Annotated in this window: 19 protein-coding genes; 13 read left to right on the forward strand and 6 right to left on the reverse strand. The window is 40.9% G+C overall.

All coding sequences use genetic code 11. The annotated features are described in order from the left end of the window. Positions 1-575: 575 nt before the first annotated feature. A complete protein-coding gene (locus V7K56_RS13050; protein WP_334911039.1) occupies positions 576-2,168 on the forward strand; it encodes a gamma-glutamyltransferase family protein in 1,593 nt (530 codons plus the stop codon). A 27-nt stretch (positions 2,169-2,195) separates the two neighbouring features. Here V7K56_RS13050 and V7K56_RS13055 read toward each other — a convergent pair whose 3' ends face one another. Continuing rightward, positions 2,196-3,137 (reverse strand): ADP-ribosylglycohydrolase family protein, encoded by a 942-nt coding sequence (locus V7K56_RS13055; protein WP_334911040.1) that lies wholly within the window; start codon positions 3,135-3,137, stop codon positions 2,196-2,198. A gap of 458 nt (positions 3,138-3,595) precedes the next feature. On the opposite strand from V7K56_RS13055, the gene sir reads away from it, so the two are divergent. From sir to V7K56_RS13085, 6 genes are all read left to right on the forward strand, one after another. Beyond that, positions 3,596-5,512 carry a sulfite reductase, ferredoxin dependent gene (sir, locus tag V7K56_RS13060; RefSeq protein WP_334911042.1) on the forward strand — a complete coding sequence of 639 codons (1,917 nt, stop codon included), beginning with the start codon at positions 3,596-3,598 and terminating at the stop codon, positions 5,510-5,512. Positions 5,513-5,624: 112 nt separating this feature from the next. Further along, the gene (locus tag V7K56_RS13065) at positions 5,625-6,269 is read left to right on the forward strand and encodes a Uma2 family endonuclease (protein WP_334911044.1); all 645 of its coding nucleotides are present in this window, start codon (positions 5,625-5,627) and stop codon (positions 6,267-6,269) included. Between the two features lie 123 nt (positions 6,270-6,392). Beyond that, positions 6,393-7,100, forward strand: a complete 708-nt coding sequence (locus V7K56_RS13070) for a 16S rRNA (uracil(1498)-N(3))-methyltransferase (RefSeq protein ID WP_334911046.1) — start codon at positions 6,393-6,395, stop codon at positions 7,098-7,100. 70 nt (positions 7,101-7,170) lie between these two features. Next, positions 7,171-8,235: a tetratricopeptide repeat protein gene (locus tag V7K56_RS13075; protein ID WP_334911048.1), complete on the forward strand. Its 1,065-nt coding sequence runs from the start codon at positions 7,171-7,173 to the stop codon at positions 8,233-8,235. A gap of 172 nt (positions 8,236-8,407) precedes the next feature. Continuing rightward, a complete protein-coding gene (locus V7K56_RS13080) occupies positions 8,408-8,578 on the forward strand; it encodes a hypothetical protein (RefSeq protein ID WP_334911050.1) in 171 nt (56 codons plus the stop codon). A 26-nt stretch (positions 8,579-8,604) separates the two neighbouring features. Beyond that, positions 8,605-8,892: an after-VIT domain-containing protein gene (locus tag V7K56_RS13085; RefSeq protein ID WP_334911052.1), complete on the forward strand. Its 288-nt coding sequence runs from the start codon at positions 8,605-8,607 to the stop codon at positions 8,890-8,892. On the opposite strand, the gene V7K56_RS13090 is transcribed toward V7K56_RS13085, so the two are convergent. Further along, positions 8,871-9,428 (reverse strand): hypothetical protein, encoded by a 558-nt coding sequence (locus tag V7K56_RS13090; protein ID WP_334911054.1) that lies wholly within the window; start codon positions 9,426-9,428, stop codon positions 8,871-8,873. The two genes, V7K56_RS13085 and V7K56_RS13090, sit on opposite strands and share 22 nt — an antisense overlap. Positions 9,429-9,949: 521 nt before the next feature. On the opposite strand from V7K56_RS13090, the gene V7K56_RS13095 reads away from it, so the two are divergent. After that, positions 9,950-10,585 (forward strand): esterase/lipase family protein, encoded by a 636-nt coding sequence (locus V7K56_RS13095; RefSeq protein WP_334911056.1) that lies wholly within the window; start codon positions 9,950-9,952, stop codon positions 10,583-10,585. Positions 10,586-10,641: 56 nt separating this feature from the next. On the opposite strand, the gene V7K56_RS13100 is transcribed toward V7K56_RS13095, so the two are convergent. Further along, positions 10,642-11,073 carry a VOC family protein gene (locus V7K56_RS13100; protein WP_334911058.1) on the reverse strand — a complete coding sequence of 144 codons (432 nt, stop codon included), beginning with the start codon at positions 11,071-11,073 and terminating at the stop codon, positions 10,642-10,644. A 419-nt stretch (positions 11,074-11,492) separates the two neighbouring features. On the opposite strand from V7K56_RS13100, the gene V7K56_RS13105 reads away from it, so the two are divergent. The 4 genes from V7K56_RS13105 to V7K56_RS13120 all read left to right on the forward strand — a co-directional run bounded on the left by V7K56_RS13105 (position 11,493) and on the right by V7K56_RS13120 (position 18,184). After that, complete coding sequence (locus V7K56_RS13105; protein WP_334911060.1) at positions 11,493-12,290, forward strand: TIGR00297 family protein; 798 nt, start codon at positions 11,493-11,495, stop codon at positions 12,288-12,290. Positions 12,291-12,652: 362 nt separating this feature from the next. Further along, positions 12,653-13,435, forward strand: a complete 783-nt coding sequence (locus V7K56_RS13110) for a foldase protein PrsA (RefSeq protein ID WP_334911062.1) — start codon at positions 12,653-12,655, stop codon at positions 13,433-13,435. After that, the gene (locus V7K56_RS13115) at positions 13,384-16,131 is read left to right on the forward strand and encodes a peptidase domain-containing ABC transporter (RefSeq protein ID WP_334911063.1); all 2,748 of its coding nucleotides are present in this window, start codon (positions 13,384-13,386) and stop codon (positions 16,129-16,131) included. The genes V7K56_RS13110 and V7K56_RS13115 overlap by 52 nt, the downstream gene beginning before the upstream one ends. Before the next feature lie 463 nt (positions 16,132-16,594). After that, complete coding sequence (locus V7K56_RS13120) at positions 16,595-18,184, forward strand: S8 family peptidase (RefSeq protein WP_334911065.1); 1,590 nt, start codon at positions 16,595-16,597, stop codon at positions 18,182-18,184. Positions 18,185-18,940: 756 nt separating this feature from the next. Here V7K56_RS13120 and V7K56_RS13125 read toward each other — a convergent pair. From V7K56_RS13125 to V7K56_RS13135, 3 genes are all read right to left on the reverse strand, one after another. Next, on the reverse strand, positions 18,941-20,449 hold the full coding sequence (locus V7K56_RS13125) for an HlyD family efflux transporter periplasmic adaptor subunit (RefSeq protein WP_334911067.1): 1,509 nt from the start codon (positions 20,447-20,449) through the stop codon (positions 18,941-18,943). Between the two features lie 63 nt (positions 20,450-20,512). Then, positions 20,513-21,388, reverse strand: a complete 876-nt coding sequence (locus V7K56_RS13130; protein WP_334911069.1) for an SDR family oxidoreductase — start codon at positions 21,386-21,388, stop codon at positions 20,513-20,515. 231 nt (positions 21,389-21,619) lie between these two features. Further along, the gene (locus V7K56_RS13135) at positions 21,620-21,994 is read right to left on the reverse strand and encodes a hypothetical protein (RefSeq protein ID WP_334911071.1); all 375 of its coding nucleotides are present in this window, start codon (positions 21,992-21,994) and stop codon (positions 21,620-21,622) included. A gap of 129 nt (positions 21,995-22,123) precedes the next feature. Here V7K56_RS13135 and V7K56_RS13140 point away from each other — a divergent pair, with 129 nt between their 5' ends. Further along, positions 22,124-22,312 (forward strand): hypothetical protein, encoded by a 189-nt coding sequence (locus V7K56_RS13140; RefSeq protein ID WP_334911073.1) that lies wholly within the window; start codon positions 22,124-22,126, stop codon positions 22,310-22,312. Positions 22,313-23,014: the final 702 nt, after the last annotated feature.

Here is a 23,014-nt window from a genome sequence, read left to right on the forward strand (position 1 = left end):
TTATTGGGGCATTGGGACATTGAGGATTGGGGATTGGGTACTAAGAAAACTTTTCTCTAATCCCCAGTTCTTAGTACCCAGTCCCTAATCTCTAGTCTCTAGGGTGTGGTGTGTTTTCTTGCCTCGTTGTATCCTACAAAATAGGCGATTGCAGACAGGGTAGGTTGATCAACCAAGGAGACTAAAATAGCGAACAGTGGGAGGAACCGCAACGCGGCCCGAAAGCCTTTGAAATCTAACGTTAACGCAACGTTGTGCAGCGCGCTATCAAACGAATCAAACAATTCTGTCGCATCGCCACCCGATATGAAAAACTTGCAGCTAATTATACAGCCATGAGCGCTCGCGATCGCCTCCATTTTGTTATGGTTATAGTTTGAAAACACGCCCTAGCACCAATAGAGAAGACCGAACTGCCTCCTCTTGTGGGTGGTCTTTCACTCTAAGCCGAGGCACTTGAAACTCAGCACTCTTGATAAAACTGATTTTGTCTTAACCTTCCATGAATACTTAGGGAGTGTGGTATAGTCCGCCAAGAATCATTTGGCAAAAAAATATTACTACAGAGCCATTTTATGGAGTTTAATCTCAATAATTATCCTTATCATTCCCACCGTCGAGTTATTTTAGGCAAAAAATATGCTGTTGCTACTAGTCAAAATTTAGCAACCTTAGCAGGAATAGAAATGTTTTTAGCAGGAGGAAATGCAGTTGATGCTGCCGTTGCGACTGCGATTGCTTTAACCGTTGTTGAACCTACATCAAATGGAATTGGTTCAGATGCGTTTGCGATTGTTTGGGATGGAAAATTACATGGTCTTAATGCTTCTGGAAGAAGTCCTCAACAACTGAATTTAAAATCATACTTAGGTATGGAAAAAATTCCTCAATTAGGATGGTTATCTGTAACTGTTCCGGGAGCAGTTTCTGCTTGGTATCAATTATGGAATCGATGGGGAAAATTACCGTTTGAACAACTATTTATTCCAGCAATCCGTTATGCAGAACAAGGATTTTCTTTGTCTCCCGTAACTGCACAATATTGGCAACGTCAAGAAAATATTTATCTATCTCTAAATTCTCCAGAATTTCAGCCGTTCAAGCAAGTCTTTTTTCCTAATCATCGTGCCCCTAAAACAGGAGAAGTCTGGGGGAGTTTATGGTTTGCAGAAACATTAAAAGAAATTGCCAATAGCGGAGGAGAAAGCTTTTATCGAGGAAAATTAGCGATCGCAGCCGCTAATTTTTCTACTGATACAGGAGGATGTTTAACAAAAACTGATTTAGCTAATCATCAACCCACTTGGTGCGATCCAATCTCAACTCAATACAAGCAATTACAAGTGTGGGAAATCCCTCCCAATGGACAAGGAATTGCTGCATTGATGGCACTGAATATTTTAGAAAACTTGAAAATCGAAAAATATGCTCGTGATTCAACCGAAAGTTTCCACTATCAAATTGAAGCAATGAAACTTGCTTTTGCTGATGTTTATTCTCATGTTTGCGATCCAGATTTGATGAAGATTTCTGTTAATCAACTACTAGATAAAAATTATGCTATCCAGCGTCAATCTTTAATTGAAGATACAGCAATTACTCTGGCTAATACAGGATTAACTCAAGGAGGAACTGTTTATTTATGTACTGCCGATCCAGATTTAATGGTATCCTTCATTCAATCTAACTATGAAGGATTTGGTAGCGGTATTTTAATACCTGAAACTGGAATTTCTTTACAATGTCGGGCAGCAGGATTTACTTTACAAGAGGGACATCCTAATCAAGTTGCACCACAAAAACTTCCATTTCATACTATTATCCCTGGTTTTCTGACTAAAGACAATCAACCTTTAGGCCCTTTTGGGGTTATGGGTGCACCAATGCAACCTCAAGGACACTTACAAATGGTAGTTAATTTATCTGACTATCAAATGAATCCTCAAGCAGCTTTAGATGCACCTAGATGGCGATTTTTAGAAGGCAATAAGATCCTTTTAGAAAAGAGTGTAAGTTCTGAAATTATTGAAGGTTTAAGAAAGCGAGGTCATAATCAAGAAATTGCTTCTGAAATAATGTTTGGTAAAGGTCAAATGATTCTGAGACATAATGGAGTGTTAGTTGCTGCTTCTGAATCTCGTTCTGATGGTTTAGCACTAGCATATTAAGCACTTGAATTTTTGATAAGATTGGGACTAGCTGTAAACAGACCTACCAAAACGCTCTGCTAAGTAAATAATGTCTTGTCTACGAGCAATTTGGTTCATCCATTGTTTAGGAATATTTTCCACGCCGTAATAAATTCCCGCTAATCCACCGGTGACGGCGGCGGTAGTATCGGTATCTCCGCCTAAGTTAACAGCTTTTAGTACTGCCTGAGAATAAGACGAGCTATTTAATAAACACCACAGGGATGACTCCAAGGTGTCAATTACATAGCCACCAGAATTAATCTCTTCTACTGGTATCTTGGCAAGCTCACCACTCAAAACTCTGCCAAAATGCGGCTTCTCTAACAAAAATTCCCGCACAGAATAAATTGTTTGAATATCTTGCAATCCTTGTAAATAAGCTGTTTGGGGGTCAGCCCCTTCCAAGAGCGCCACTGCAATACTAATATAAATGCCACAGGCCATTTGCGATCGCGCATGAGCATGAGTAATTGCCGAAACATCATGTACCCGCGCCAGCAATTCGTTTAAAGTTAAGCTTCTGTGACAATAAGCCATCGGCAAGATTCTCATCAACGAACCATTGCCATTACTATTTTCAACCTTACCGCCCGCCTGATGGGGAACAACTCCCTGTTTCAGGCGCATAATTGCTGTATGAGTAGTTTGACCAATGTCAAAGACATCGCCGCGTGGAGTCCAGTAAGCTTCCTTGTACCAGCGCCAGAAGGAATTAGCTATAGCATCCAAAGAATACCCCCTACAAAGGCATTCTGCCAAGCAAAAGCTTAAGGAACTGTCATCTGACCAAGTTCCTGGTGGTTGATTCCATGTGCCATAACCCAACATCGTTGTAACTGGAGATTTTACTCGTTCAGCACGGCTAGTAAACTCCACTGGCACACCCAACGCATCACCGATACATAAACCCATCAAACCAGACAACGTTTTTGCAGCGGTTAGCATTATTCAATCTCCACAAGAATTGCTCAAAATTAACTTTATAGATTCCCTTTATAGCTTGTTGCAACAGATGTTACAGCCTACTTTTTCACCCTCTGTGAAAAAGTAGGCAAAAATCGGACTTGGTGCCTACTAAAATAGCGATGCTTCTGCTGTTAGCATCAATGGTGGTATTGGCTATCGCTTCAAATAAAAAATTATTGAGTCCTCAGTCGCTCTATACTTTACTTAGTACTCAAGACTCAGCACAAGCTAAACGTCCCGCTACGGCTAACAAAACTCACTACTCCTAAAAGCTGGTTTTGTTAAGTGTTACATCACTGACAAAGCCTGCTTTTGCCGTGGTAAAATTAAAATATTCCTCATTATTCCGGCCGGATTACCGGGGATAAAGTAGCCGAAAGGTGCTAATTCGGCGTCTACTAATGCTTTATTGAGAATCCTATATATATGTAAGTCTAATGGTTAAATCTGCTCCTTCCCCCATCGCTAGCCGTAAGCCTTCCAAAGTAGAAGGAATCAAGGAAAATAGTAATTTTTTGCGTGAACCTGTAGCAACTGAGATCCTTCAAGACACTACCCATTTTACTGAAAATGCGGTACAGCTTTTGAAGTTTCACGGTTCTTACCAGCAGGATAACCGCGACAACCGCACCAAGGGACAGGAAAAAGATTACCAGTTTATGCTGCGGACAAAAAATCCGGGTGGTTTGGTACCGCCGCAGCTGTATCTGGCTTTAGATAAAATCGCTGATGAGTATGGTAACCACACGTTACGAGCAACTACCCGTCAAGGTTTCCAACTGCACGGTATTTTAAAGAAGAATCTTAAATCAGCAATTGCCACGATTGTCAACAACCTGGGTTCGACTTTGGGAGCTTGCGGCGACATCAACCGCAACGTGATGGCACCACCAGCCCCCTTTAAGAATCGCCCAGAGTATCAATATGCTTGGGAGTATGCCCAGAATATTGCTGACTTGCTGTCAGCACAAACAGGCGCTTATTACGAAATTTGGTTAGATGGGGAAAAAGCAATTAGTGCTGAAGAGAACCCAGAGGTGAAGGCGGCTCGAGGGCGCAATGGCAATGGCACAATTATCCATCACAACGAAGAACCGATTTATGGCACTCACTATATGCCCCGCAAGTTCAAAATTTGCGTGACAGTGCCAGGGGATAATTCGGTTGATTTGTATTCTCAAGACCTGACGCTGGTAGTAATTACTAATAAGAAAAAACAGCTAGAAGGATTTAATATTTTTGCTGGTGGTGGCTTAGGTAGAACCCACGGTAAAGAAGAAACTTTCGCTCGGTTAGCAGACCAGATTGGTTATGTGGCCAAGGATGACGTTTACGACATAGTGAAAGCGATTGTTGCTACCCAGAGAGATTATGGCGATCGCACCGACCGTCGTCATGCCAGATTAAAATATCTAATCAACGATTGGGGCGTAGATAAATTCCGCACCCAAGTTGAAGAATATTTCGGCAAACCAGTTGAAGCCTTCAAACCACTACCAGAGTTTAAATTTCACGACTTCCTCGGCTGGAATGAACAAGGTGATGGCAAGCTATTCTTAGGAATTTCCATTGACAATGGTCGAATCAAGGATGAAGGTTCGTTTCAACTGAAAACCGCCTTGCGGGAAATTGTCAAGCAGTTCAACTTACATATCCGCCTGACACCCAACCACAACCTGATTTTTTACGATATCGAACCAGATAGCAAGGAAGCTATTCAAGATATTCTCAGCCGTCACGGTGTCGGAGACGACCCTAGCAAAATCGAACCTTTAGTACGGTATGCAATGGCTTGTCCGGCTTTGCCCACTTGCGGTTTGGCAATCACGGAATCAGAACGCGCAATACCGGGTATTTTGGAGCGGATTCGCGCTCTGTTGGATAAATTAGGTTTACAAAAAGAACATTTTGTGACCAGGATGACAGGATGCCCCAACGGTTGCGCTCGTCCGTACCTAGCAGAATTGGGCTTTGTTGGTAGCGCCCCAGAATCTTACCAATTATGGTTAGGGGGTTCGGCAAATCAGACTCGACTGGCACAACCTTATATAGATAAGTTGCACCATAACGACTTGGAAAGCTTCTTAGAACCGATTTTTGTTTACTTTAAGAAATCTCGGAAATCGAAAGAAAAGTTTGGTGATTTTTGCGATCGCGTTGGCTTTGATGCTATCCGCGAATTTGCTGCCACATACGAACCCCAAACAGCCAATGGTGCAAATAAATCACGCCATCGGGTCAATTTGAAAGAAGAGATTTATAGCAAGTTGAAGGAAGTAGCAGAAAGTCAAGGTAAGCCGATGACTCAGTTAGTTACTGAAGCCCTGGAGGCTTACTTTCAGAATCTTTCGTAAGCCAAAAAATTGAAGATAATAAAACTACAGATAGACACAGATAAATCCATCTGTGTCTATTTGGTATAAATCCTAATACAGTTAGGTAACACATCCACAGGAAAACTGAACTATGGTAACAACAGCAAAATTCGCAGAGACTAGGGATGTGCTGCAAAACATTAGCTGGCAGACATTCAAAGCGATGCTGGCAGATATGGGGTCTGAACGAAATAAAAGGCTAGCTTATGACAACGGAATAGTAGAAATTATGACGCCGCTAATGCCACACGAGAACTCAAACCGTCTCATTGAAGGTTTTGTTCTTGTACTGTGTGAAGAATTTGGTTTAGAAGTTAAAAGTGCTGGCTCGTTGACTATGACGCGGGATGATTTGGAGCAAGGAGGCGAAGCGGACAATACTTACTATATCCAAAATGAATTCTTAGTTCGCAACAAAGAAAATATTGACCTGAATACAGACCCACCACCAGACATAGTACTGGAAGTGGAATATTCCAGACCCAAGATAGACAAGTTAACCCTTTATGCTTCAATGGGAGTTCCAGAATTCTGGCGATATAACGGAAATGTGTTGAGAATCTACACTCTTAATAGTAGACAATACTCGCAAAGCGATCGCAGTCCAACTTTTGCGCCTGTGCTGGTGACAGAGATTCCCCAATTTATCCAAGAAAGTAAAAAAGTTGGACAAATAGCAACAACTCGTGCTTTCCGTACCTGTGTTAGACAGCAGATATCTATAGCAGGACAATAAAAATTCAAAATTCAAAATTCAAAATTCAAAATTGTACCCTTACAGGGAAGCAAGCTACGTGCAGCGTTTCGTAAAGAAGAGAGTTTCAGACTCCTTTTAATTTACGATAATTTATTTAGAAAAATGTCTCAACTGCAAAGAATTACGATCGCACCTTCCCAACTCCAACAAGAGCAAATTTTACTCACCAAAGAACAACAACATTATTTGGGGCGCGTGTTGCGCTTGCGTGAAGGCGATCGCTTTATTGCAATGGATGGTAGGGGAAAATGGTGGTTAGCCCAGCTAGCAGGAGAACAAGCACAGGTTTTAGAAGCGCTTTTGGTAGAAACTGAATTACCTGTATCGATTACGCTAATGGTGGCGTTGCCCAAAGGTAATGGATTTGATGAAGTGGTGCGGTGTTGTACAGAATTGGGAGTAGCTTGTATTGCACCAGTATTGAGCGATCGCACTTTGCTTCATCCTAGTCCTCAAAAGCTTGAACGCTGGCGGCGCATCGCTGCGGAAGCCGCTGAACAATCAGAGCGCTCATTCGTGCCGACAATTTTAGAGCCTGTTGCTTTTAATACGAGTTTGTCATTTGCAAACAGCCAGCAATATATCTGTGTGGCGCGTGGTGACTTTCCTCATTTAAAAGATTGCTTATACCACAAAGGACAAGAAACAATTATCATTGCTACTGGGCCAGAAGGGGGATGGACAACAGAAGAAATTGAGAATGCCAAGTCAGCTGGATTTCAACCTGTTTCCCTTGGTCGCCGTATCCTGAGAGCAGTTACAGCCCCGGTAGTAGCATTATCCTTGATTACCGCAACTTGTGAAGTATAAATGATTTATAGCTCACGCAAAATTTCTTTTGCGCGAGACATCACTCCAACGCATATTTTTAAAGTAAGTGATGATTGAGCAAGTTGCGATCGCCTTTGAGCGTAAAGACTATCAAACAGCAGCGAAGTTACTCAAACAGCTGCAAAAAGAATCACCTGAAAATCCTTGGGTACAATATTATCTCGGTCGGCTACATGAAGTAACTCAAAAGCACCAAGATGCAGAAAAAATTTATCGGCAACTGCTACGAGATATAAGGAATGCCAAAATAGTAACGCTCGCACGCCAAGGTTTGCGACGGCTACAAGAAATTGAGCTAGAAGAAAGACAAAGAGCTATTTCTCAAGCAAAATCTGAACCGAATAATACCGAACTTGGCGTACTAGTCTTAGAGCCACTCAGTAATGAACTGAAAACAGAAGCGTCTCGAAAATTCGCCCAAATTATGCAGTTAGACCCCTACACTGCACGGTTGGTACTGCCAAGTCGTGGCTGGAAGTTGTACCGCACTGGTCAAATAGGAGAACTAAAATTTTATGGCAAACAGCTACAGCAGGCTGGTATTCCTTGCTTTTGGGCAACAATAGTTCAAATTCAGCAAATTCAAGTTTATCAAATCAAATATTTCCAAGCATCTACCCTACAAGCTACTGTTGTTTGTCGTAACGAGGTAAATCAACTCGGTTTTCTCACCTTTGATTGGTCAGAAGTCACAGCAAAAGTAGTAGGACTTTTGCCAATTTTTGAACAAGTTGTAGATGTTGATGCCCGCCGTAAACTAGAATGGAAAACTCAAACACAAGACTATGCCCAGTTTTGTGATTTACACATACCTGGTAGACGCTGCATTCTCCGACTTTATGATAACGGCTATGAATTTCAGCGAGGTTTAGAAATTATTCCCCAAGCTAGCCAAAATACAATCAGAATTAATTGGAATAGTTTATCAAGTTGGATTGACCAGCAACTTCCTCAAGTCAAAATCTGGTCAGATTTCACTTCTTTTGCAGATACAACATTAGATCAAACAGAAATGCTGAGTCATATCAAGTCTCACATCGGTCTATTTCGTCGAGAACAGACCAATTGGGATTCAGCTTTTCATTTATATAGTGGACTGGTGTTTGTTAAATAATTCGTAATTTTATATTTGAAGAAACAGGAAATATTGCTGTAGGGCAGTTGTGAGGACGTGCTTGGATCAAATACTTGATGAATCAAATGGTGAGTTTTGAAACCAAAGCTGTTGTAGAAGCAGTTACAAAAACAGTCTTAACTTATCAACTGCTTTCTCAATACCGATTTTTGTGGCTATCAGCAATGACGTGCAGATTGAACCAGGAAGCGAATACGTGTCTATGCAAGTGCCAGTGGAAATGCCTGAAGCAGTTAAGTTTGGTAAAGCTTCGGCTGTATATAAAATATCACTTTTAATGCCATCAACGCCAGCCTCAGCAGAAGCTCCAGATTTTCTTTAGGAAAAGCGATCGCCACAATATCTCCAATGGCTCAACACCTTCAACAACTAAACTTTCCTTTCGGCTTTAGTAATGAAATCGTCTTTGAGTTCACCGTCAACAAAGGTTGGGTAGGAAGAGTAGTTTTGGATGAAAAAGCCTCGATTCTAAAAAATCCAGTTGTAGTGGAGAAAATTAAGCGATCGCTCTTACTTTCGAGAGTTCCTCCATCTACAACTGGCAAAATTATCTTAGTCCTTGCATCTTCACGTTTTTTAATCTATAGAGACCGTAAATTTACGGTCTCTATAGATTATTTAGGTGTTTTAATTTGACGTGCCATGTCTAAATAAGCACTCATATTCGCTCCTGGACGACGACGACCATTAGAGCTAGTAGTCGAAGGAGCAAGATATTTTGGTGCAAAGGTTGTTTCAGTTGGCTGCTCTTTGAGTACTTTGGCTGCTGCGGCTTTTGCTTTATTGCCTGGTTCAACTTTAAGACCTTCAGCAGTCTGGACTAATTGAACGTCAGCTTGTTTGGGATTTTTAGCTGATTTTTCCTTAGCCTTAGCAGGCGCGGTTTTTGCTCCGTTCAACGAATCTGGCTTGGATGAAGTTGGTGCTTCTGATGTAATTGTCTCTGTTACTTTCTTAGCATTCGATGCAACTGTTGATGTAACTGTATCTGCCACTTTCTTCGCGTTCGATGCTACCTCTTTAGCAGCATCTTTAGCAGCATCTTTGGCTTCGTCCAATTCTAAAAAGTAGCCGTTGCTTTTTTTCTTCCCTGGTAATAGCCCAGTAATGAAACCTAGAATACTGCCAAAGAAACCCTGAATACCCGAAATTAACTTTTTGATAAAATCCATTACAATTACTCCTGCCTTTTACCTTTTATATTTTGAACTCAACCGTAATTGTTAAAAATTACGACAGAATGTTACATTATCATCTTATTGGCGTCACCTTGCTTTGGTGAAAGCCCTTATAGCCTTGTGCTTAATTAACATTGTAGTAAAACCACAGGGCAAATATTCTATTACAAGCATTTGCAACCTGCACATACCGAGAACTAATTATTAAATTTTACTGTAGCTAAGAGCAAGATTCTGAAAGCAAGCTTTACAATAATTAACATTTCTTTGTTTGGTAAATAGCCAATTGAAGTTAAACAAGCAGTTTACTCTCAATCAGTAGGAAGAGTGTCATAGCCAAATGGCAGATGGCGAGATGAATTAGTTAATTTTTATACTAACTATCTTTGAAAGCATTTTAGTTTTGTTTGCAACAATATCTTTATAAACGATCCGAAAAGCAATAGCTTCAGTTTGTAGAGCAGTATGTACCTACAAAAGTGAAATACACCCCTTAATTCAGCCAGATTTTGTAAATGAATATTGAAAATCAACAACGCAATCCCGTTTTGTTAATACACGGCATTGACGACACAGAGGCAGTTTTCCATAAAATGAGGGCATACCTTATACAACGAGGTTGGTCTGTATATAGCCTGAATCTAGTTCCTAATAATGGTGATGTGGGTCTTGATGAATTGGCAAAACAAATAGCCAATTATGTTACAGCGACCTTTGCACCAGAACAACGCCTAGATTTAATCGGCTTCAGCATGGGAGGAATTGTCAGCCGTTACTATGTTCAGCGATTGGGAGGAATTAACCGTGTGCAGCGGTTTCTTACAATCTCTTCGCCTCATCGTGGAACTGTTGTGGCTTATGGTTCCCGGCGTCCTGGTTGCCTACAAATGCGCCCCGACAGCATTTTTCTCAAGGATTTAAATTCTGATGCTGTAATGTTGGGGCAGTTAGATTTTACGTCTATCTGGACACCTTATGATTTAATGATTGTCCCAGCAAATAGTTCACAAATGCCCGTAGGAAGCCAAGTAATAGTACCAGTTACTCTACACCCTTGGATGCTCACAAACTCCAGGAGTTTAGCGGTAGTTACAGCAGCTTTAGCAAAGCCTATTAAGCTACCCTTGCTAAATAAAAAATCCAGTCAATAGCCAGGATGCTTACTATGCTTGCATTACTTGATTTTTAATTTTTCATTTTTAATTTTTTAAGTCCTATCCCCAATTTGCGTATGTTCGTAACTCCCAAAAATCGCCTCTGGGTGACGATAATACTTGAACTCCATGAGGTTATAAAAGGGATCTTCTAAAAAGAAAGTGCGATGTTCAAGAGGAGAACCAACAAAGCGATTTTTGGTTTCTTCGCGAAAAAGCAGCTGTTGTTGTTGTGCTCTTTTTAGTAAGTCTTGCCAGTCACGTTCTTGGGTAAAAATTAGCCCAAAGTGTCTGGGATAGATAGTTTTTTGCAGTGTCAAAGGTTCTTTTGTGACATGAGCCACTAATTGATGACCGTAGAGATTGAGAATCAGGGCATGGTGGTTTTCACGACCAGGAATGCAGCCCAAACCATCTACATAATATGCTTTTGTTTGGGCAATGTCAGTTATCGGGAAAGCTAAATGGAATAAAGTTTGGTTCATAGCTTGTGTGAAAAAGACTAATAGTTGATGCTATCTACAATTTATGCTATTAAGTTTTGACTGTGGTTAACTTGAACACAGTTTTTATTGATATTAAATTATATTCTTTATGCTTATGACTAAGATTGGGGACTGAGTAATACTTCAGCCACTATACTCTGCGGTTACGGAGAAGAGTTTACCTAACTCAAAAGAAGTTTTGTATTTTGTTTAATTCACGTTCTTTAGTCAATATTACAGTGTATGTCTAAGACATCATTGATAGTTTGACATTCTGCTTTGAGAGCTATGCCTATGCAATTTAATTAATAATACAAACATATTACTTGAACTAGAGAGGTTTCCAAAATAAAGCACCAAGCATCACAAATTGGTTATTCTGTTGATATTCAAACAAAATTACTCATAATTAATTGCTGATGTCATCCTCAATTGATTCTGTAAATCCCTGGTTAGTAGCAGTAGTATTAAACACGATTTTATTGGGTTTAGCTTGGATTGCTCCGAAAAAGCTACTTACCCCTGCTGGATTATTCCACGCTTGGTTTTTGGCCATCTTAATTTGGGTAACATTAGGCTGGCAAGGATATGCAGTAGTAATGTTCTATTTTTTGGTTGGTTCTGGCGTTACCCGCATCGGGATGGCGCAGAAAGAGGCAGAAGGAATTGCCGAAAAGCGTTCTGGGGCAAGAGGCCCAGAAAATGTTTGGGGTTCGGCTTTAACTGGGGCACTGTGTGCTTTGGGAGTAGGAATAATAAATTCGGGATTCCTCGTACCTACTCCCCAGTCGCTAATCCCTAATCCCCTGTCTCTATTATTGCTAGCCTATGTAGCGAGTTTCAGCACAAAGCTAGCTGACACCACTGCTAGTGAAGTCGGTAAAGCTTATGGTAAAAGCACCTTTTTGATCACCACACTCCAACCAGTGCCTCGTGGTACAGAAGGAGCGGTAAGCTTGGAGGGAACTTTAGCTGGGATTGTGGCTTCTGTAGCGATCGCATTTGTGGGTTGGGGAGTTGGCTTAATCGATCTATTTGGAGTAGCTTGGTGTGTACTGGCAGCATTTATTGCCACCAACTTAGAAAGTGTGATTGGCGCAACACTGCAATCTAAGTATACTTGGCTGACCAATGAAGTAGTAAATATTTTTAATACATTAATTGGTGCGATCGCATCTGTGCTATTGGCCTGGACATGGATAACTTTCATTAACTAGACTGATGAGAATAAACAATTACTCGTTTAAGTGGGGTATTGAGCAAAACAATTCCGCTAACAGCACGGGCTAAATGCCCTGCTACTGCTAACAGCACTCTTGAAGGGCATTGGTAGAAAATAACTAATTTGCCTTACTACTGCGCCACCACTGATATTTTCAATCCTGATTTTGTCCCGGCTAGACTGTAAAAGTGATCGTGGCAAATTATTTTATTTACTAGCTATATAATTTTTTGACCATTTAGATGTAATTAGTTTATGGAATCTTTATCATATTTATCCATTAACAATCAGATGATTTCTATATGATTTAATAAAAAACGTCCTATAAGTGTTTAACCATTTTTACATAATTAGTTCATGGAATATTTATCATTTTTGACAATTAATGACCAAATAATTTCTATTGAGCAAGCAGTAAAGTACCTGCAAGCCTCTGGAAAATTGGGACAGTTCATTGGGGATATTCTCCGGCAGTACGTGATTGAGGAAGAAATCAGAACACGAAGTGATATTGAAATTGGCACCGCAATAACTGAACAGTCAATTATTGACTTTAGACTGAAAAATCAACTAACTGACCCACAAAGTTTTCAAGAATGGTTAAAGACAAATAACACAGATTACGCTACTTTTCACACATCGGTTGCTTTTGGTTACAAGTTAGAAAAGCTGAAAGCTGTAGTGACGGAAGGAAAACTCCCAGAATATTTTATTGAGCGCAAGATTTTCTTGGATCGGGTGGTACTTTCCCGGATTGTTGTTGATAATCGAGAATTAGCAGACGAACTCCAAACCCAAATTGAAGAAGGAGGTAGTTTTGAGCAACTAGCTAAAGAGTATTCCCTTTCAGATGATCGAATTGTGAATGGCATGATGGGAATCGTCAGCCGAGGTAGTATGCCGGATATATTACGGGCAGCTATTGATGTGGCTAGTCCTGGAGAATTGATAGGACCAATAGAAATCGTTGGCAAAGACTCTCCCCAAGGAGAAGGTCCTTATGGTTTGTTTCGAGTAGAACAATTTCTACCAGCGTCTTTAGAAGATACTCAACTACAGCAAGCACTACAAAATGAGTTGTTTGAAAAATGGCTAGCAGAGAAAATTCAAAAACTGACAGTCAAGTTACAAGTGAGTTAAAAATTCTGGATAATGAATCTTTACGATTAAAAGTGCTAGCTTCTTTGCCTTGGAATCAGCCACCGCTATGCTGGTTGACTCCCGAACAACAATCCCTATTAGAAAATAAGTGTCAAACCCGCCAGTATCGTCTTGGAGAAAAAATCTGGTCAAACGATGTTGGTGGCTATCAATTCTTAATTGTGGTTGGGAAAGTCCGTTTGCGAGACGACAGTCGCAACAAGTCGGCAAAGCCGCCCAATGCGCTGTCTCAAGAAGGAATTGGCAAACCTTTAGCAGCCCTAGATGCAGGGGATTGGTTTGGTGACTTCCAAAAGCTGTCTGCGGATTTTAAAGCTGTAGCTGCTAGTAAAGAAGTGATAGTAGTTTATTGGGATACTGCACTGTGGGCAGAATTTTCTCACCCGCAAATTCTGGAATTTTGGCAAGCTTCACCAGTGGACATGGAGGGACAAAAGGAGATGTTTTCCTTCTCTGCCACTCCTTCAGTAATACCAGCCTCGGACGGGACTTCCAGCCCCCACAGCCTCCAACCCCAAAAAGGACTCCCAGCCGCCAATCTAATCACTGCAATTTATCCGTTTGTTGCCAGCTGGAACACTGCTGCTGCCTGTTTAACAATGGTGGCGCAACAGTTAGAAAATTCCGTGCAACTGGAATGGGTGCAGCGCCAACTCAGAGGACAACGCCCAAAACAGGTTGTGGAAGCAGCAGAAAAGTTAGGGTTAGTGATGCGGCGGTTACAAGTGAGTTGGGGTGAGTTGCGACAGTTATCATTTCCAGCTTTACTACTATGGAATTCTGACTCACCCCAGAGTCCATCCTGGGTGGTAGCTTATGGAGTTAAAAGCGATCGCTTAATTATCGCTAACCCTCTAAATCCCGAACGGACTTGTGAAAGCTTGCCGCAGTCAATAGTTGAGGTGTCTTGGGATGGACAATTGTGGCAAGTAGAACTCATATCCCAGCAAGAAAAATTTAACCTGAGTTGGTTTACCCCAGCAGTTTGGAAGTATAAGGGATTGCTCACAGAAGTATTGTTAGCATCTTTTACCTTGCAGCTTTTGGGGTTAACAACACCGCTAATTACCCAAGTCGTCATTGATAAAGTGATGGTGCAGGGAAGTTTGCCAACTCTCGATGTGATGGCGCTGGCACTTTTATGCGTAGCCATATTTGAGTCCATACTGGGTATTCTGCGCCTATTTATCTTTACCCATACAGCTCGTCGTCTGGATTTGAGTTTATCAGCACAGCTATTTCGCCATCTGATGCGTTTGCCTTTGGCTTATTTTGAGTCGCGGCGCGTCGGAGACACAGTAGCAAGAGTCCAGGAACTCGAACAAATTCGTCAGTTTCTCACAGGTACAGCATTAACTGTGATTTTGGATAGCATCTTTGCTGTGGTATACCTGGCATTGATGTTTTACTATAATATCCCACTCACCTTTGTCGCCTTAGCAGTACTGCCGCTATTTGCCACATTAACGATAGTTGCAACACCAATTCTGCGTAACTGGCTAAACGAAACTTTTAACCGGAGTGCCGATAGTCAATCGTTTTTAGTAGAGACAGTGACGGGGATTCACTCGGTAAAAGCTCATGCAGCCGAACCAGTAGCCCGCGATCGCTGGGAAGGCTTATTTGCCCGCTTCATTCGCACAGGTTTTAAAGCTTCTACCACCTCCAATATCAGCAGTAACATTGGTGATTTTCTCACGAATTTTTCCACCATGCTGATTCTCTGGTTTGGTGCCAAGTTAGTCATCGAACAAAAACTCACAATTGGACAGCTTGTTGCATTTCAAATGCTGTCTGGTAGAGTCACAGGCCCGCTTTTGCGTTTAGTACAGTTGTGGCAAAACCTTCAACAAGTGCTACTTTCTGTAGATCGCATTGGTGATATTCTCAACGTCTCTCCAGAAGCTGAACTGGGAACTGGCCTAGTTTTACCACCCCTGAAAGGACAAGTCACCTTCGAGCAAGTATTTTTCCGCTATCGGTCCAACTTTGACGCAATTTTGCGGGGAATCTCTTTCAGTGCCGAACCAGGGCAGTTTGTTGGCATTGTCGGACGTAGCGGTTCTGGGAAAAGTACTCTGTCTAAACTATTACAACGCCTCTATCAAATTGAATCAGGACGCATCCTGATTGATGGTTTTGATATAAAAAGTGCCGATTTAGCCTCACTGAGGCAACAAGTTAGTGTAGTTCTCCAAGAAGACTTTTTATTTAACGGTTCTATTTTGGAAAATATCACTCTCGGTAGTCCCGACATTACCGCAGAGCAAGTAGTAGAGGCGGCAAGATTAGCCGTGGCCCACGACTTCATCAGTCAATTACCCTACGGTTACGAAACCAATGTTGGCGAACGCGGTACAGCTTTATCTGGTGGACAGAGACAACGTATTGCCCTAGCAAGGCTATTTCTTTCCCAAGCGCCGATTTTAGTTTTGGATGAAGCTACCAGCGCCTTGGATAGTGAAACTGAACAACAGGTGCTGCAAAACCTGCAAAAAATTTCCGCTAACCGTACCGTGTTTCTGATTGCTCACCGCTTTGCACCCCTTAAACGTGCTGACTTGATTTTGGTATTGGAGCAAGGCGTGATTGCCGAACGTGGTACTCACTCACAATTGTTGCAACAAAAAGGTTTGTACTGGTCACTATATCAACGGCAGCAAGCAAACATTTAATAGATTTAACTAACTCAAAGTTTATGGCTATATAAAAGATAAACTTTTGTAAAGCGGCTTTAAGGATAGCCTTTGGCGAATGGAGCATAACTTCATTCGCCATTTTTATTTTGATGATTTTAATAATTATTCTTGCTCCAGTCTAGGTGGGTAAACACTTTTATAGCTAGCGATCGCAGCAGTTTTAAGAGTAACAAAAATAGTTATAGCGCCCGACGATTATTTTTTAATTAGTCTTCATTAATACACCTCTAAAATTTAAGATTTACTCGATAAACTTATTCTTAATTAAAACTGTAGTTGTCAGAGGGTTTTTTGGTAATAAAATTAGCATTTTGTTATGAAATTTCATAGTAATTATTGAGAATAAGGCTTATTCACATATTGATTGAAATCTTCCTATTGTCAAGATTTCAAGGCTTCAAACTGTCAAAAAACGGTTGCTATCTTTGAGAAAAAACTTATGCACATTGATGATGTTAATAACAATATATTGTCAAATAAACGGCTCAATGTTACTTCAATCTCCTCATTAGATAGCTTGAATACAAAAGATGACTACGGCCTCAACTTCAGCAGACGTAGTAGCTATAAATCAGCCGATGCTGATATGCAGTTGCTAAATAAAGATGAATCTGAAAATTTTAGGACTCAAAATTATAACCCCACTAATGGCTACGGCTTGATTAATGGAGCAGCAGCAGTGGCTAGAGCTATTAATCAGAAGACCTTTGCTGATGTTCCCGATCTTGGTGGCAATAATTGGGGAGCAGACCTGGTTAAAGCACCGGAAGTTTGGGCACATGGATACACAGGTAAAGGTGTTGTTGTCGCTGTTGTAGATACTGGAGTTGACTACAATCACGAGGATTTAAAAAATAATATCTGGACGAATAGCAAGGAAATTGCGGGTAATGGTATAGATGATGATGGCAATGGCTATGTTGATGATACTTACGGCTGGAACTTTGCCGATCAAAACAACAACACCCTAGATGACAACGGTCATGGCACTCATGTTTCCGGCACGATCGCAGGAGAAAATAATAACTACGGTGTCACTGGTATTGCCTACGATGCCAAGATTATGCCTGTTAAAGCTTTAGATAGCTCTGGCTCTGGTTCCTTTAGTTCCATATCTAAAGGTATTCGTTACGCTGTAGATAATGGAGCTAATGTGATTAACCTCAGTTTGGGAGGCGCATCTTCCAATCGCACTCTAGAGTCAGCTATTGATTATGCCAGCAGTAAAGGAGTGATTGTCGTCATGGCAGCAGGTAATGATGGTGGCTCATCACCAGAATATCCCGCCCGCTATGCATCCAAGTCGGGGATTGCCGTTGGGGCAGTAGATAAAAATAATAATTTGGCCGACTTCTCTAACCGCTCTGGAACAAATCAAATCGCTTACGTCACAGCTCCAGGAGTCAATATTTATTCATCAGTTCCGAATAATCAGTATGCAACTTATAGCGGCACATCTATGGCTGCTCCCCACGTTGCTGGTATCGTTGCCCTGATGCTTAGTGCTAACCCCAACCTGACTGATGCCCAAGTACGTCAGATTGTCACAGAAACCGCAGAAAATAGTACGCAAACTACAAGCTCTAGTTTTAACATTTCTAATGTCAGTTCTCTAGCAAGTCAGGTGATTGCAGACACAGCAGAAAATAAGACGCAAACTACAAGCTCTAGTTTTAATAGTTTTAATTTTGGTTCTCGAATCGGTCAGGCAATTACAGAAACAGGAAAATCTCTAACACCAGAAACTATCACCAGTTGGAATAATTCTGATTTTAGCCCTGCGAGCGGTCAGGCCATGTCTAAAACAGGCTACACCTACGCAGAAACTACAAAATATCTGACATCAGCCGCAGATAATAATGGATTAGCCAATCCAGAATTATGGTCGCAATTCCAAAACTATGAGAATAATTTGAGCAGCATCAATGTGAATAGCAATGAGGATGAGAATAATCCCGATTTTGGCAAACAACTAGAGGAAATCCAAAAACAAATAGAACAATACAGAAAATTCTTGGGTATGACTTGAAAATTACAGCGATTTGCAGTTAATACTCCTCGGTTAAGAAAGTCAACCAACTCGCTCATCAGTCGTGAATGAATGTAGGGGTTTAGCAAGCTAAATCCTTACGTTTTTAAGGGTGGGTTGAACGATACATAAGTTGGAATGAGGTTTTTGTAATAGAGCGGTGTTGTAAGCATTGCAACGAGTTTTTAATCAATTCCACATCAATGCTGCCAAAATCTAAAGACAATGTTAAACTTTATAAAACTTCATAAAATCTCAACTGAGCAGTTTACAGCTAGTTAATGCTAATCGTCAAGCAGGACTTTTCTCTTAATTGGAAACGTAATTAGTATGCTGAAGGACTACAACAATTGGCACCTTGAAACAGATAGAGGCTACCAACAGCAAAAAGCGCTTAAACGATACAGATACCTTAAAACTTTGAAAAAGTCTGAACTGACTTTAGATGACGAAATGTTAATTGAAAATTTTAATACTGCATTCCAATTGTGGTTTTTCCCTAGAATAGTGTGAACACTGGAGTGACTTGCTACCATTAATGACTTGGCAACTTTGGTTGAAGCCTGATATTGTGAGTGACAACCTTCTCCCCTGGCAAAAGTTAGAGGTTAAAATGACCCCAAGACAGGTTTCCCAGGCAATGGGTGTGTAGATTGTCAACTCAGTGCTGCTGGGTCATTTAATCATGGATTAGTCTAAACTCCAGTTGTGAAGATGAAGGAAATAACGGAGCGATCGCCGATTTAACAGACTTTCCTACCTAACGGAAAATGCCTCATTGAACCGCCGTGTCACAGGCTCAGTGATGAATGTCAAAATTGACTTTTTACGAGTGACGATTTCACCTGTAGCAGCCATCCCTGGTGTAAATTCTACTTCTTGACCGCGGACGTTTACTGAGTGTTTATTCAGCTTAATTCTCGTCGGAAAAACTAAACCCAATTCTTTATCAGCAATTGCATTTGGACTGACTTGCATAACTTCGCCATCCACAATGCCAAATTCTTGGAAGGGAAAAGTCGCCATTTTCACTTTTGCCTTCATTCCCTGACGAATAAATCCAATATCGCGGTTGAGAACTTTTACCTCTAGGAGCATTTCTTCCCCTTCCGGCAAAATTGACAGCAATTCTTCACCCGATTGTACTGGCCCTTTGGTGGCTTTGACTTTATAAATTGTACCGGCTACGGGAGCCTCAATCGTTTCTAAAGCTTGTTGCTTTCTCGCCTGCTCTAATTGACCTTGTACAGTTGTCAGTTCTTCTTTACGCTTATTAAACTGCGTCAAAATTTCGCTTTGGCGTTCTGATGCTACACGCTGGGCCTGACTGCGTGCAGCGTTGTAAGCTTGTTCTGCTTGGCGAATTTCTTGGACTTGAGCAGCAATATCTTTTTCTAATGATGTGACTTTATCTTGAGCCTCTGTGATTCTATTCTGGGCGTTGATGACTTCATCTTGCGCTCTGGTGATTTCTGTCTTTGCACGAGTTAATCTTTCTTGGGCATCCAGGTAATCGACACGAGGCACAGCGCCAGGAGTAATTAGAGTACGTAGGCTTTTTTCCCTTTCTTGAGCAAGGGCTAAATTACTTTCAATTTTAATTCGGATGCTATCTGCATTCACAAGGTTGGTTTGAGCATTTGCAAAGCTGCTTTTGGCATTAACTAAGTTGTCTTGCAATCGAGTCAAGCGGACTTTGGCTTGATCGATGAGTGCTATTTGGCGATTTGCTTCTGCTTCCGCTGCTGCTTGACGCGCTTGGTAGTCTTGCAGGCGGGAGGTTAAAAGTTCATCTTGCAGTTTCGTCCCAGTAGTTTTGCCTCCAAGACGTTCTGCATCCAAACGTTTTAAATCGTCTTGAATTAATCTAGTAGATTTAGCTAGGCGGGAAACATCGGTTATTTGCAAGTCTGGATCTTTTTGAATCAGAATTTGACCTTTAGTAACGCGATCGCCTTCTTGTACTTTAACAGCGACAATTGACCCTCCACCTAAAGATGTCACCGGTCTTACCTGTGTAGAAGCAATTAATTCCCCTGGTGCTGTTGCCACTTCATCTATTTGCGAAAAGTACGCCCAGGCGATCGCCCCAAAGACGATGGCGCTCATCGTTCCCGCTAATAATCTAGTATACAGGGGTGGCAATTCCTGTACTGCCTTCCCCAATTCATAAGTAAGTTGTTCCTCCGGTTGCGCGAATCGCTCTTTTGTCTGACGTGCTTGAGCAGCATTTACCATATATTTTTGTCCTTTATCATTTATCATTAGTCATTTGTCATTTGTCCTTAGTTATTCACTAATGACCAATGACCAATGACTAATGACTATTCAAACTGCTAAATAGCGCCGCAAAAAGTTTTCTAATGTCTCTAATTGGAAGTTAAAAATCGCCTCTAAATTGGCAATTTCATCTTTTGTGCAGAAAAATTCATTTGCTAGCAATGTACGATAAGTTCCCAAAGCTTTTTGAGTTTGGGGATTAAATAAACCTAATGCACTTTGTAACCCATCAATGAGAAATAGGGGTGAGTTAATTATTACTGGTTCTTTGGCGAAAATCCGACCAAAAATCCGGGGAATATCTTCTCGTAATAAAATCTCTGGCCCTCCGACGGGTAAAATCTGGTTGCGAGCGCCTTCAACCGTCACAGAATCCACTACTATCCTTGCCAAATCATCGGTACTAACAATTGAGGTACGGTTTTTGCGATCGCCAACCAGCAAATACAATCCCGTTTCCCGAAATCGTTCTACCAGTGGCAGCAAGTTAGATGCTAATCCAGCTGGGCGCAAAATAGTGTAATTTAAGCCACTAGCTGCTAAATATCGCTCTACTGCTCGTTTGGCTTTAAAAACAGGAGCATCTTCATAACCGCGATCGGCTCCCAGTACAGAAATGAAGACAAAATGCTCTACACCATTGGCTTTCGCCTGGTCGATGAGTTCAATATTAGCGCGGTAATCTAAAGATAAGGCATCGCTATCGGAACCGTGGACACTGATAATATACCGTACACCTTGACTAGCTTTCTGGATATCTTTTTCCTCTAGCAAGTCACCAATGAAGATTTCTGCACCCCGGTGGTCTAACTCGCTGTAGCGCGAATTAAGGCGGACAAATGCCCGCACAGACTGTTCTCGTTGTCGTAGGAGTCGCACAACTCTGCGGCCAATTCCTCCCGTTGCACCAGTTACCAGAAACATATAAATACCTAAATTGAATAGTTACAGCGTTTATAGTTGTCAAAATGCTCAATATATGCTCAAAATTCATTGAGCAATACTTAAATAAAGATATGAGCATATTTTTATACTTTATTACCATGCTCAAGATATTGTCATGCCAATAAGTCATACCTTCTTCATTTTAATACTCTAAAAATGATCCCCCACATCCTTGTAGATGCAGGGGATAGAGTAATAGGATTAGTTTTACTAGCTCAACAAGTCAATAGCTTGTTCAAGCGACATCTTAGCCTTGTGCAAATTCAGCAAATTTTCCTGGTCATATCGGTCAGGATAGCTCATTTTCCTGCCCTCAAGCGTTATCCGAATTAGTGCTGCTTGCTCATCTGTGGGTGAATTCATCTCATCTATAGCAGAACTGATTACCTGGATAGCGTTAAAGTTCGGGAATTTTAACCCTTTACCTTGCTTCATTTGTTGCAGCGCTAAAAGTGGAAATGCCATCAGAGTTACGATGTACGAGGTTTTGTATCCTGCATTTCCAGTAGGTTTTACACCGTATCTGCGACACAAGTCGCGTAATTCTTTAATAGTTTTGATTTCAAGTTCAGAACGCGTGAACATAAAATAGTAGTGTCCATTTTTGATATTGGATATTAGTGGTTGTACTTCCGGCAAGTTGTAGCAACCACTAAAAAACAATTTAATCTGCTGCCTACCAGTGATTCAATTTATATTTATATTTCTACATAAATGCCTAACCCTAAAGGTCATCCAGAAAATTTAAAACCATTTAAATCAGAGAGGGAAGAACCTTTAAGTGAGCGTCTTAACTTACGTGTCACAAAAACTATGAAGGAAGAACTATCTACCAAAGATGATCCTCCAGAATTTTGTCGTCGTGCAATCCAGGAAGCATTAGATAAAGATAAAGAGAAGTAATTTCAAAGGGGTAATTGTCACGAGTGTGTGAATTACTGGAATGAGTCAGCAATATGCTTGATTGCTTGCGTAAAACACCAAAATGAGAAAGCAAACTGGGGTTTGAGAAAGTAAAAGCTTATTTGAATTGCGTAAAACACCGAAATGAGAAAGTAGACTGGGGTTTAAGAAAGTAAAAGCTTATTTGACTTGCGTAAAACACCGAAATGAGAAAGCAAAAGCAGATTTTGAGAAAGCAAACACAGCTTTTGAGTAAGTCAAATGTCATTTTGCTTATTAAATTCGACTTTAGGACTCCCAAATAAAAAAATATTCAGTTTAGCCAAAAGCTGTTAAGAGGATGTTTGAAAAGTCATAATTGGTGTATCAACGTTTTTTTACCCCACCCTAACCCTCCCCTTGTAAAGGGGAGGGTACTAGATTTTCCAGTTTCCCCCCTTTCCAAGGGGGGATTAAGGGGGGTAAAAATTCGATTAAAATCACAGCCAACCACTTTTCAAACAACCTCTAAGATGACCACTCCACAAGATTGAATAATTTATTTGTTGGAAATCCCTTATTCATTTTTCCGATGTATTAACTAATAACTTAAGTAAGTAAGCAAGAAGAAATCAAACTATATTACGTAATATAAAATTAATTAAAGCAGTAAATATAATGCGTTGGTAATTATTGCCAATATAGAGAAGTGGATGTTAGGAG

The sequence above is a fragment of the Nostoc sp. genome (genome assembly GCF_036917535.1).
In the GTDB taxonomy this organism is placed as follows: domain Bacteria; phylum Cyanobacteriota; class Cyanobacteriia; order Cyanobacteriales; family Nostocaceae; genus Nostoc.